The 12,905-nt window shown below is 34.9% G+C and carries 13 protein-coding genes; 8 read left to right on the top strand and 5 right to left on the bottom strand.

The features are described from left to right. The 4 genes from HCW_RS05540 to HCW_RS05525 all read right to left on the bottom strand — a co-directional run bounded on the left by HCW_RS05540 (position 1) and on the right by HCW_RS05525 (position 3,780). Entirely contained in the window at positions 1–354 is a 354-nt protein-coding gene (locus tag HCW_RS05540) for a hypothetical protein (protein WP_014661242.1), read from the bottom strand. Then, positions 354–1,277 (bottom strand): 16S rRNA (cytosine(1402)-N(4))-methyltransferase RsmH, encoded by a 924-nt coding sequence (gene rsmH / locus HCW_RS05535; RefSeq protein ID WP_014661241.1) that lies wholly within the window; start codon positions 1,275–1,277, stop codon positions 354–356. The genes HCW_RS05540 and rsmH overlap by 1 nt, the downstream gene beginning before the upstream one ends. Before the next feature lie 17 nt (positions 1,278–1,294). After that, the gene (locus HCW_RS09880; RefSeq protein WP_155802249.1) at positions 1,295–2,890 is read right to left on the bottom strand and encodes a methyl-accepting chemotaxis protein; all 1,596 of its coding nucleotides are present in this window, start codon (positions 2,888–2,890) and stop codon (positions 1,295–1,297) included. A gap of 113 nt (positions 2,891–3,003) precedes the next feature. Further along, entirely contained in the window at positions 3,004–3,780 is a 777-nt protein-coding gene (locus HCW_RS05525) for an outer membrane protein (RefSeq protein ID WP_269208190.1), read from the bottom strand. Between the two features lie 161 nt (positions 3,781–3,941). Here HCW_RS05525 and uvrA point away from each other — a divergent pair, with 161 nt between their 5' ends. The 8 genes from uvrA (at position 3,942) to HCW_RS05485 (ending at position 12,488) form a co-directional block, all read left to right on the top strand. Next, positions 3,942–6,770 (top strand): excinuclease ABC subunit UvrA, encoded by a 2,829-nt coding sequence (gene uvrA, locus HCW_RS05520; protein ID WP_043902643.1) that lies wholly within the window; start codon positions 3,942–3,944, stop codon positions 6,768–6,770. A gap of 61 nt (positions 6,771–6,831) precedes the next feature. Then, positions 6,832–7,617: a sulfatase-like hydrolase/transferase gene (locus HCW_RS05515; protein WP_014661237.1), complete on the top strand. Its 786-nt coding sequence runs from the start codon at positions 6,832–6,834 to the stop codon at positions 7,615–7,617. A 23-nt stretch (positions 7,618–7,640) separates the two neighbouring features. Continuing rightward, positions 7,641–8,510: a phosphoethanolamine transferase gene (locus HCW_RS05510; protein ID WP_043902642.1), complete on the top strand. Its 870-nt coding sequence runs from the start codon at positions 7,641–7,643 to the stop codon at positions 8,508–8,510. A gap of 210 nt (positions 8,511–8,720) precedes the next feature. Beyond that, positions 8,721–9,215, top strand: coding sequence for a PAS domain-containing protein (locus tag HCW_RS05505; RefSeq protein WP_014661235.1), 495 nt, complete (start codon positions 8,721–8,723; stop codon positions 9,213–9,215). Between the two features lie 14 nt (positions 9,216–9,229). Next, on the top strand, positions 9,230–10,429 hold the full coding sequence (locus HCW_RS05500) for a methyl-accepting chemotaxis protein (protein ID WP_014661234.1): 1,200 nt from the start codon (positions 9,230–9,232) through the stop codon (positions 10,427–10,429). 88 nt (positions 10,430–10,517) lie between these two features. Beyond that, positions 10,518–11,315 (top strand): outer membrane protein, encoded by a 798-nt coding sequence (locus HCW_RS05495; protein WP_014661233.1) that lies wholly within the window; start codon positions 10,518–10,520, stop codon positions 11,313–11,315. Then, positions 11,316–11,780: a hypothetical protein gene (locus HCW_RS05490; RefSeq protein ID WP_014661232.1), complete on the top strand. Its 465-nt coding sequence runs from the start codon at positions 11,316–11,318 to the stop codon at positions 11,778–11,780. 249 nt (positions 11,781–12,029) lie between these two features. Further along, positions 12,030–12,488: a hypothetical protein gene (locus HCW_RS05485; protein WP_155802247.1), complete on the top strand. Its 459-nt coding sequence runs from the start codon at positions 12,030–12,032 to the stop codon at positions 12,486–12,488. Positions 12,489–12,714: 226 nt separating this feature from the next. On the opposite strand, the gene HCW_RS05480 is transcribed toward HCW_RS05485, so the two are convergent. Further along, complete coding sequence (locus HCW_RS05480; RefSeq protein WP_014661230.1) at positions 12,715–12,900, bottom strand: hypothetical protein; 186 nt, start codon at positions 12,898–12,900, stop codon at positions 12,715–12,717. Between the last annotated feature and the right edge of the window lie 5 nt (positions 12,901–12,905).

Genomic DNA, 12,905 nt, shown 5'->3' with positions numbered 1-12,905 from the left:
TTAAAAAGCAATATCGCCGATGTTTTCGCTATTTTCTATGTAATATCTAAAGCGCTCTTTTTCTAGCTCATTTTTTAAAATTTGTTGCTCTTCTAAGAGTAGGCGTTGTTGGTCTTGCAAGGCATCAATTTTGCGACTTACATAATAAATATTATTGCTCAAATAAATTTTTGGAACTAACACTCCTATAGATATAATACCTAGTATCAAAACTGCCAATAAAATTCTTGAAGACAAGCCATAAGAAAATTCCTCTCTTTGAACTTCTTCGGCAAAAAGCTCTTTTTTTTCTTTATCTTCTACACGCACAAAGCGTTCTTGATTTAAAAAAGCATTATCTTCTAAATTATTCATCACTTAAACCTAAAAATTCTCATTTTTGCACTTCTTGAGCGCCTATTTTCTGTAATTTCTTTTGCGCTTGGAACAAGGGGCTTTTTGGTTAGAATCTCTCCTAAAGCATGGTTGTTAGAACAAGTGCATTTAAAGCTTAGAGCATCACAAATACAATTTTTTGCATAATTTCTAAAAGCATTCTTTACTAACGCATCTTCTAAAGAATGAAACGATATAATACATAAAATTGCTCCCTTAAGATTTTTCGCACTTTCTAAGAACCCTTTTAACTCTTCTAATTCTTGATTAACCTCTATGCGAATGGCTTGAAAGGCTAAAGTGGCGGGGTGAATTTTCTTATTTTTAGAAAGAGAGCCTAAAAAATTGCTTAAATCTTTAGCGTCTTCAAAAGGTTTTTTAGCACGGCGCTCCACAATCTTACTAGCAATTTTTTTATATTCTCTTATTTCACCATATTCTTTAAAAATTCTTTCTAAAGCATGCAAAGAATAAGAATTGACAACCCTTTTAGCATTTAGCTCACTTTCTAAGTCCATACGCATATCTAGTGTGTGTGATTGGAAATTAAAACCCCTATTTTCATCATCAAGCTGTAAGGAACTCACCCCCAAATCTACTAAAACGCCCTTAATCTGCTCGCCATAAGCCCTTAAGGCATTCTTAAAACATTGCGAAAAACCCCCACTCATAATGCTATAACGCCCCTCAAATTCTTTTAAACGCTCTTTGGCCAATTCTCTAGCAAATTTATCTTTGTCAATACCTACAAGCTTAAGGTATGGGTTTTGAGACAAAATAGCTTTAGAATGCCCCCCTAATCCCAAAGTGCAATCTATGAAGACTCCCTCTTTTAAGGGCATAAAAGTTTCTAAAACTTCTTGCAACAAAACACTTTGGTGTATTTCATCTAAGTTTGGCAAAAATCCCCCTCAAAAACTCAATTAAATTTATCAAATTCCTTACCTAAAAGCACGGTATTTTCTTGGAGCTGTTTAATATTATTATCCAAACGCTCTCGGCTCTCTTTTACCACATTAAAGGTCTCTAAAACCGATGCGCTCAACCCTTTAATGCCATTAATCTTGCTAGAAACTTCGCTATTTTCTTCAATACCGCCTATAACTTTATTGCGACTTTCTTCTAGCATGCGAACTACATCGTGGTTTTTCTCCATAAGCTCCTTGATTTTTTCGCTTACACTATTACTTTCTTCAACAATTTGATTAGCATTTGCTCCATTAGAACCAATGCTTTCATTCAATGTCCCCACTAAAACATTGATTTCGCCTAGCGACTTTTTAATTTGCTCGCTTAATTTTCTTACTTCATCAGCTACTACAGCAAAGCCTCTTCCATGCTCACCTGCTCTTGCAGCCTCAATGGCAGCATTTAAGGCTAAGAGATTAGTTCTATCAGCAATATCATTAATGATTGCACCAATATTTTTAATCTCATTAGCTTGGGTTTGCAAATGACTGAAATTCTCTCTCATCATATTTTGCTTTTCATTCATGCTCATATTAGCACCTACTACTGCCTCTAGCTCTACACGAAACTCTTGCAATACATTAAACGAATGATTTAAATTTTCAGTGCTTTCATTCAAATTATTTTGCGCATGCGTTAATAGTTCATTACTATTGACAATCGCCTCATTCATGTTATTCATGTGCTCTACTTGGGTTTGACCCATGCCAACTAATTCGTTGCTCACTTTACCTAAATCACTATAAAGAATTTTATCTTTTTCAAAAATCTTCCCACTCTCTACAATCACTTCTTGAACCTTATCCAAAAAGCCATCAATATTTTTAGCAGCGATACCGATTTCGTCTCTAGTTTTTATGCCTAAGCGTTTGCTTAAATCCACCTTAGCAGTATTGACAAAGCCATTACTTAATTCAATGAGTTTGTTTAAGGGGTTAAACAAATCTCTTTTAACCACAAAGAGCAAAATAAATAATAGCGCTACTACCACAGCAATAATCGTGCTTATAGTGCTATATTGGTGTGTAGATATGGAGGCGTAAATCTTACTTAAATTTAGTTTAAGCTCCATAACCCCTAGCATTTCGCCCTCTTTATTATTCACATGACAAACCATGCAAGATTTCGCATTAGCTAAAGGTTGCAAGAGCCATACAAAACCATCTTTTTCATTCACCACATTGTATTGAGGTTTAGTTACATCTCTGAAATATTCTAAAACTTCTTTAGGGTAATTTTCGCCAAATTTGACATTGTATTTAAAAAGTCTAATATCGCCTTCGCCCGGAAAGAACTTTACCTTGACACCCTCAATCTTATTGCTATCTTCAATAGCTTGATGAATCGCCTCTTTAGTGCCAATATTAATAGCTTGCACCACGGTGTTAAGAATGCTTTGATTAAGCATTTTGGTTACATGCAAGCCTTGTTCATGGGCTACGCTTTTATAATCTTTGCTCAAAAAAATCCAAACAGCGACCAAAAGAACACTGAAACTCAAACCCAATCCAATGATTATTTTGCTTTTTAAAGTATGTAAGTTCAAGACTAAACCTTCCATTTGAGATTAAAGAACAAACCTTTTAAAGTCTAAGAAAATTATATCTAAAAAGCCAATGCCTTATGGCATTAAATCCCCTCCTTTTAATAAAAACTATTTTAAAATGTGTAGAGATAACGCACATAAAGAGAAAAATCTCTTTTTAAATGATAATAATATTGTGAAGACAAGGGTCCAGAACTCAAAAATTTATTAACCAACATAGGAAGTCTCACGCCAAATTCTACACCATTATGCTTGAAAAGATTCGTTCTCACACCGAAGTTTAGCCATACTTGCCAATCAACGGTTGAAACAGCATGGTTATAACCCTTACCTTTTGTTAAATCAATGATTTGTTGTTTCCAATAGTTTGTTGCAGAACTTTTCCAAGTATCCCCACCAAGCGAGAAACCAGAGAAAACACCAAAAGATGCATTATCTTTATCAATCACATTAAACAACGCATCTAAACCAAACCCCCAAGAGACCATATCTAGCTGGAGCTTACCGGGATAGTTATTTTGATGACCTAAAGTCGCATGCCCATAATCAAACATAGAATACGCTCTAAAGCCTAACCATCTGCTTGTCATTCCTAAAGACTTGAATTGAAAAAACTTCTTATAACCTAAAGTTAGTCCAAAACCATTTAACGCACCGGTAGCAAACTGAGAATGCCAATTAATATTTGTGCCTTGAATGTTAAATCTATTGTCCGCTAATCCCGGTGGGCATCCTTGCCAGCCACAACCACCATGCCAATTGTTGATATTAGTCTTTACACGAGCTTGACCGATTTCATAACCCGCTCCAACATAAACACCATCACCCTCAGCCAACAATGAGGAGCTCAAAATAGAGGACAAAAGTCCCACAGCTACAAACTTCTTCATTAATTCCATTCCTTTGCATTCCTATTCTAATTTCATTCTTATCCGAAATAATAGCATATTTTACGCTTGTAAGCAAACAATTTTAATTCTAATTGTCTATAAAACTTCAATAAGCCAACATATTTGAAGTATAATAGCCATTTTTAAACTATCCTCTTTTAATAAGGAAACTCTTGCAAGATAAAATCATTATTCAAGGGGCTAAGGAAAATAATCTAAAAAATATTTTTTTAGAAATCCCTAAAAATCAGTTTGTTGTTTTTACAGGACTAAGTGGCTCGGGTAAATCCACTCTAGCGTTTGATACCTTATATGCTGAAGGACAAAGGCGGTATTTAGAGAGTTTGTCTAGTTATGCGAGACAATTTTTAGACAAAGTAGGCAAGCCTAATGTAGATAAAATTGAAGGGCTAACTCCAGCCATTGCCATTGAGCAAAAGACCACTTCTAAAAACCCCCGCTCCACCGTGGGAACTATCACTGAAATTTATGATTATCTAAGGTTATTATTTGCAAGGGTTGGAGAGCAATTTTGCCCTACATGTTCAGAGCCTATTAGCTCTATGAGTGCGACAGATATTATTGCTCAAATTTGCAACTTAGAAGAAAACTCTAAAATCATCATTCTAGCCCCTATTATTAAGGATAAAAAAGGCACTTTTAATGATAAATTAGAGAGCTTACGCTTAAAGGGGTATGTGAGAGCCTTTATTGATGGGGTGATGGTGCGTTTAGATGAAGAAATCCATTTACACAAGACCAAAAAGCACACCATTAAAGCTGTGGTAGATAGAGTTGTAGTCAATAGTGAAAATCATTCACGAATCGCTAGTGCTGTAGAAAAAGCCCTTAAAGAAAGCTACGGCGAGTTAGAAGTAGAAATCTTGCAAGAAAACGCTCCTAGCATTAAAAAACATTATAGCGAGCATAAGGCATGCTTTAAATGCAAGATTAGTTTTGAAGAATTAGAGCCACTTAGTTTTTCATTCAATTCGCCTAAGGGGGCGTGTGAGAGTTGCTTAGGTTTAGGGACAAAATTTAGCCTAGATGTAGGTAAGATTTTAGAACCTAACACCCCCTTAAATAATGGGGCTATCAAGGTGATTTTTGGGTATAACCGCAATTATTACGCTCAAATGTTTGAAGGCTTTTGTGAATCTAATGGCATTGACACCACGCTTTGTTTTAACGAACTAAACAAAGAGCAACAAGACGCTCTTTTATATGGGAATGGCACTGAAATTAGCTTCAATTTTAAAAATAGCCCCTTAAAACGCCCTTGGAAAGGCATTATTCAAATTGCATATGATATGTTTAAGGAGCAAAAGGATTTAAGCGATTATATGAGCGAGAAAACTTGTTCTACTTGTAGTGGGCATCGCTTAAAAGCATCAAGTTTGAGCGTTCAGGTGGCTGGCTTGAAAATGGCGGATTTTTTAACTAAGCCTATTGAAGAAGTTTATCACTTTTTCAAAGAACCTAACCATTTTAACTATCTTAATCAACAAGAAAAGCAAATCGCTGAACCGATTTTAAAAGAGATTTTAGAAAGGGTGTTTTTCTTATATGATGTAGGGCTAGGGTATTTAACTTTAGGGCGAGATGCAAGAACCATTAGTGGGGGGGAGAGCCAAAGAATAAGAATTGCTAGTCAAATCGGGAGTGGCTTGACAGGAGTTTTATATGTTTTAGATGAGCCTAGTATCGGTCTGCATGAAAAAGATACGCTCAAACTTATTAATACCCTTAGGAATTTACAGAAAAAAGGGAACACGCTTATTGTAGTAGAGCATGACAAAGAGACCATTAAGCATGCGGATTTTATTGTAGATATAGGACCAAAGGCCGGAAGGCATGGGGGTGAAGTCATCTTTAGTGGGAGCGTGGAAGAATTATTACAAAACAAGCATTCTACCGCCTTGTATCTCAATGGCACTAAAAAGATTGAACGCCCTAAATTTGAACTACCCAAAGAAAAACATTTTTTAGAAATTAAAAATGTCAATATCAATAATATTAAGAATTTAAGCGTAACTATCCCCTTAAAACAATTAGTGTGTATTACAGGGGTGAGTGGGAGTGGCAAAAGCTCTTTAATGTTACAAACTCTTTTACCTACAGCTCAAGCTCTCTTAAACCATGCTAAAAAAGTTAAGAGCTTAAATGGTGTAGAAATCTTAGGTTTGGAGCATTTGGATAAAGTGATTTATTTAGACCAAGCTCCTATAGGAAAAACCCCACGAAGTAATCCCGCAACTTACACAGGAGTCATGGATGAAATTAGGATTTTATTTGCCGAGCAAAAAGAAGCTAAGGTTTTAGGCTATAGTGCGAGTCGTTTTAGCTTTAATGTTAAGGGGGGGCGGTGTGAAAAATGCCAAGGCGATGGGGATATTAAAATAGAAATGCATTTCTTACCTGATGTGCTAGTGCAATGTGATAGCTGTAAAGGCACTAAATACAACCCCCAAACCTTAGAAATCAAAGTTAAGGGAAAATCCATTGCAGATGTGTTAAGCATGAGCGTAGAAGAAGCTTATGAGTTCTTTGCTAAATTTCCTAAAATCGCTGTGAAATTAAAAACGCTTATAGATGTGGGCTTAGGCTATATCACTTTAGGGCAAAACGCCACTACGCTAAGTGGGGGCGAAGCCCAAAGGATTAAATTAGCCAAAGAATTGAGCAGAAAAGACACCGGAAAAACGCTCTATGTTTTAGATGAGCCTACCACAGGTTTACATTTTGAAGATGTAAATAATCTTTTACAAGTTTTACACTCCTTAGTGGCATTAGGAAACTCCATGCTAGTGATTGAGCATAATTTAGACATTATTAAAAACGCTGATTACATTATAGATATGGGACCTGATGGGGGGGATAAAGGCGGACAAGTCATTGCTCAAGGCACGCCCTTAGAAGTCGCACAAAATTATCAACTCACTAAAAGCTATACAGCAAAATTCTTAGCCAAAGAATTTGAGCTAGAATAACCCCCTCCCCTATATATAAATTGTTGTAAAATAGTTGTTGTAAAATCTCCAAAGGAATTTCATGCTTAAATCTCGCTCTTTTATTGCAATAAATTTTTCTTTTTTATTGCTCGTGTTTGCCAACACTTTAGCAAGCTGTTTTTATATAGATAGCTCTTTAAATTTTGTTTTTAAGGCTTTCTTTTATGCTTTGAGTTGGTGTTTAGTGTATTATTGTGTGCTTTCTTTTTGTAATCATTTATTAAGAAAATTTTTAGAGCCATTAATTTTAATTCTTTGGCTAGGGTTTAGCATGTTGGCTATTGTAGGCAAACTTATTTTTGACATGCCATTAGACCAAGAACTAATAGATATTATACTTTCTAGCAATTTAAATGAAAGCAAGGAATTTATCTTGCATTCTAAGGGCATTTTATTCATAATTATTTTAGCTATCACTCTAGGCATTTTTTTAATCTATAAAATTAATTGGCAAATCAAAATACCTAGAAAAATAGCCCTTTTTCTAAGTGCGATTATTTTATTCATAGAAATCCCCCATGCCATTAAAGCCTATCATCAAGAAAGCTATTCTTTAAGAGGCACAGCTCGTTATGTGGCTTTATTTAAGGGCGTTATTTTTACAAAACGCTCTTTAGATACTTCTAGGAATGCTTTGCAAAGCTACGCTCAAATAAGACAAATAAGCTCTTCTATTGTCCATATTTCTCAAAAAGATTTTGTGCCTAATGTGGTGCTTGTGATAGGTGAGAGTGCAAGCAAAAACTTTATGCAAGCTTATGGTTACCCCCTTTTAAACATGCCCTTTACAAATGCGTTAGCCCAAAATAATGGGGGGGGGGGGTAAGTCCCACAAAATCTCAAGCTTATATTTTTAACAGAGTGATTAGCCCTGCTGCACACACATCTGCAAGCTTTAAGGTGCTATTGACCTATGCTAATAATGATACGCAAAAATCTAGCACAAAAAGACCATGGTATACCTATGCTAATCTAGGGGCTATTATCAATACAGCTGGTTATGAAAGTTTTTGGTTTTCCAATCAAGAAAAGGGTTGGGAAGAGCATAGCAATAGCTTTGGAATTTTATCTTCTGTTTTTAAGCACCGCCATTTTATCAAAGCAGACTATATTAACACTTATGATGAGGCGTTATTGCCTCTTTTAGAAAAATCTAAACTTAAAGATAAAAATTTTATCGTATTTCATTTAAGTGGTTCTCATATTCTTTATAATGTCCGTTTCCCCAAAAGTTTTGAAAAGTTTAAACCCAAAGATATTGATTTTTCCTACTTAAAAACACGCACTAATGCCGACAAACAAGTGGTAGCTGACTATATCAATTCTTTGTATTACACTGATAGCATTTTAAATCGTATTGTTTCATTTTTCAAAGATAAAGAAAGTTTGGTTATTTATATTAGCGACCATGCTCAAGATGTCTATGAAAGTTGGGATAAAGCCTTGCATCATTGCAATGCTTATGGCGTAGAAATACCCTTTATTATCTATGCCTCGCCCCTTTATGCTAAACACCACCAAGATAAAATCCAAGTTATACAAAACGCCCTTAATAAACCTTTTATGAGTGATAATTTCTTGCATACTTTATTAGAGCTTATTGGCATTAGGACTAAAGATTATGACCCTACAAAAGATTTATTAAGCCCTTCTTTTGATAGTAAGCGCATTTTAAACCCATGCAAATCATTCATTTATCATAACAGACATGCCTCATAAGATTTATAAAAAGTATTAGGTATTAATTAGGTATTAAAATAAAATAATTACACATATAATCTTATTGAATTAAGCTTATTTTTAATAATGATTTGCTATAATTTAATTCAGCAATTCAGCAATTCAGCAATTCAGCAATTCAGCAATTCAGCAATTCAGCAATTCAGCAATTCAGTTGTCGTTGCAAATAATCTTTCATCAAGGAAAATCATGGAACGCTTTGTAGAAGAAGAGGGCTTTTTAGTTTCAAAAACAACCACTAAGGGCGTAATCACCTATGCTAATGAGCCTTTTGTAAAAATTGTTGGGGCTAAAAATTTGCAAGAGTTATTAGGCAAGCCCCATAATATTGTGCGCCACCCAGATATGCCTAAGACTGCTTTTAAATACCTTTGGGAAACACTTCAAACCAAAAATGAGGCTAATGTTTTTGTTAAGAACAAAAGTTTTAATGGAGATTTTTATTGGGTATTTGCTAATGTAACCCCCTCATTTGATATGCATGGTAATGTGATTGGCTATTATTCAGTGTGCAGAAAGCCTAATCCTAAAGCTATCGGCGAAATTTCATCAATTTATCAAACCCTTTTAAGTCAAGAGCGACAAATCGGCGGAATGGCGCTTGCTCAAAAAACTTTAGGCGAACTCTTAATATCTCATAATACCACTTTTGATGCACTTATGAACGCATTGCAAAATTCTTAAAAAGGTCTTTGAACATGTTTTTTAATAAAAAACCCTCTCTAAAAGAACTAAAATCTATTGAAAAAGTTGTTGCCCTTGCCTCTAGTGGCGAATTAGAAGCACGCATTATTGATATTGACCCACAAAGCGACTACTATCCCCTAGCCCTAAGAATCAACGATTTATTAGACCAAGTAGAGGCATTCCAACGAGAAGTTGCTACTTGCACAAGTCTTGCTCAAAAAGGCGTAACTTATCGTAATGTATTTACTTCGGGCTTTCGTAAGTCTTTCCGCACCAACTCTCAAGCAATTAAAGAGGGAGTAGAAGGGATTTTGAGCGCTAAAAAAGCTTTGGTTATGCATGAGCTTAATAACGAATTAGAAAAATTAGGCATGGGAACAGCTGGGATGCCAAAGATTTTAGAAGGACTCTCTCATAGTCAAGACTTACTCACACAATCTAATACTATCTGCGCTGAAGTAGCTCAAAATAGCCAAGAGGCTTTGAAAGATTTCACACTCATGCAAGAGCATATGAATACCCTAAGTGCAACTAACGAGCATTCTAGCAATACCCTAAACACACTTAATGAAGAACTTCAAGAGGCCTCTAAGGTGGTCTCTAGCATTGATGAAATTGCTAGTCAAACCAATCTCTTAGCCCTAAATGCTGCTATTGAGGCTGCAAGAGCTGGTGAATATGGCAGAGGTTTTGCTGTGGTAGCTGATGAAGTAAGAAAATTAAGCGAAAAAACTTCAGATTCCGTAGAAAGCGTGCAAAGAACTTTTAAAATCTTTAATGAGCAAACAAGTGCGCTTTTAAAAGCATTTAGTGAGGCTAATGAGCTTTTACAGACCGCTTTAGGCACTATCCAAATCTTTAGTCAAACACTTAATTCCTTTAACGCTCAAAGCCAACAAGGCTCTAGTATTGCTAGTTCTGCTAAAGAGCAACTCTCTAAAATTGTTGCCTCTTTCCGTTTGATGGCATTCAAAATGCGCCTTTATAGAGACACCGTGCATTCTAACAACAAAGAAGAGCGCTTAAATACGGATTTAGATGAGCTTTCTGTTATTTTGCAAGCTTATCCTATGCAACACTTCTTAACCTCTACAAGAGATTTTGCTAAGCGTTGTTTGGAAGGCTATGACCAAGAAAACATGCATGAGCTTGTAGAGGGCTTTAAACAACTTGAATCTCAAAGCCAAGCTCTCTTAGATTCTATTGCATAAAAAGGCGTTTTAACACTCTTTTGGTCTTTAAGTTTACTTTCTTTAAGTATGGTTTTGAACTATCATTCAAAAACACAATGGAATAAAAATGAAAAGATATGCTTTAGCTATAGGGCTTTTAGGAGGGGTTTTACAAGCGGAGCAAAATGGCTATTTTTTTGGCATTGGCTATCAAGTGGGCACAATGCAAGAACTTGCCAATAGTCTTCAAAGCAAAAATCAATATATTAAAAACCAAATTGCTCTTATTGATAACAATCCTATTAAACCCGGCACAACCCCTTATATTCCGGCATTTCGCCCGGGAAAGAGCCAGCAGAATGCAACTCTTAATGGTCTTAATATCATGCTTGGTTTTCGCCAATTCTTTGGCAAAAAGAAATGGTTTGGATTAAGATATTATGGCTTATTTGATTATAACCATGCGCAAGTGGATTTAGGGCTTTATACGAATACCTTAGATTTGTTTACTTGGGGAGCTGGCATGGATGCTTTATGGAATGTCTATCATAAAGAAATGTGTAACCGCCATGTTGATGTAGGATTTTTTACAGGAGTGGCTATTGCGGGTCAAAGTTGGAAATCTGATTTGTTAAGCAAGTATGAGCATGTAGGCAAAATTAATTCTACCTATGTGCAATTTATTTTTAATTTTGGCGTAAGAATACATTGGACAAGCGCAAGTAATGGCTCTAAATATCAAGGGGGCTCAAGCATTGGTGCTAAATTCAAAAAACATCTTTATAATGTGCCAAATTACTTGCATGGCGCAGAATATGGGGTGCGAATCCCCACTATTAATGACCCCTACTACATGGGCATGGGGGGTGATGTGAAATTAAGAAGAGTGTATTCTATTTACTTAAACTATGTCTTTGGATTTTAAATGCGTGCGCTTATTCTTTTTCTTACTTTTGCAAGTTTGTTGATGAGTGAAACTTATCCAAAGGATATGTTTGTCGCTAATAATGCCTACCAACAAATCAAGCAAGATACTTTAAATGCTCTCTTTACTAACCTTACTAACAAGCCCCACGCTATCAAGGTTTGTCAAAAGGCTTTTGATACTTCAATCTATCAGCCTATAGCGCTTATTATTACAAATATTATTAATCAAATGGTGGTGGTTGAATATTCTCTTTTGTCTCAAACAAGCGCCTTTAACCCCATAAACACCGCCCTTTCTCTATCAATGATTATGAAAAAATATGCTAAAGACATTCAGCCAACCCTCAATGATTCACTAGGTGCATTAAAAAACTGCAACCCTAATTTAGACACCTTCAAACAACGAAGTGTGGAGATTATTAGAAATAATTCAGGCATTTCTCTTAATCCTAAGGTTCTTTAATATTGGATTTTATCCTTAATTATCGTCTTTATTTGTCAATATATAATATTATAAAGATATTATAGATAATATTTTAATATTAAAATAAGAATATCATACCCTTTTAATCTATGGTCTTTGGATAATCCAAGCTATCATTGTAAGCATTTTTCTTATACAATCAATTCTCATTAGTATTCTAGTAAATGGAGCCATTAACTGAAGTATATTACTTTAATAATCATATTTATTTTTAAGGAGATTACTTTGGTGAATTTAAGTTGGTCTAAAAGATTGCTTGGAATGACTTGCACGCTCTTTTTAATTGGTTGCACAAGCAATTTGGGTATTGTGAATACCAATAAAAAAGTCAAGCTAGATAAAAATGAAATCGCTATGGGTAGGTCATGCTATATAGATTGGTGGTGGACGCATAAAAAGAGCCATAAAAATGAATTGCATAAAAATATGGCGATAAAAAAGGCGCTTATTTCTTATGTGTATAATCATAAGTCAAATCATCTCAATAGTAAAAAAAGAGCTTATAAATTCTCAAAAACCATTGAAGAAAATAATGCGATTAAAGATATGAAATTAGTCAATGCAAGTGTCAAAAAGACACGCTACCCCCTATGGATACTCACCCATATGCTAACCCCAGCAAACTACTCTTGCATAAAGGTAAAAGGCTCTGTTATAAGCCATAAAGAATCTGTGGCTAATCTCTAATCAAACCCTTAAATTAAGCTCCAAAAGGAGCTTAAAAGCGCACTAAAATAAAATCACTATATATTGCATGTAAAAAACTCGGAATATACTAGCTAGTCTAATAGGATTTTTATAAAATCTCAATGCGTGATTACAAGCTATCACACTAGCCTTAAGGCTTAATAGGCTTTTATCAATAATGCTAGATTAAAAAACTTTTTATACTCTAATTTTTATATGATTAGTATCAAATTAAAACTATGCTTTTTATGGTTGCAAGTATTTCTTTTTTATCTTGCGTTTCTATGTAACTATAATCACAACTTGCCATACATAATTTTTTGACACTATCTTGGAATTTTTGAATTTCATTTTTAAAAATCAAGGTATCAAAATAGCAAAACCCCAAATCAAAGGGGACAATGCTAATCATAGAAT

Source organism: Helicobacter cetorum MIT 00-7128, from assembly GCF_000259255.1.
Classification (GTDB): Bacteria; Campylobacterota; Campylobacteria; order Campylobacterales; family Helicobacteraceae; genus Helicobacter; species Helicobacter cetorum_B.
This window is presented reverse-complemented; position numbering and strand designations above follow the sequence as displayed.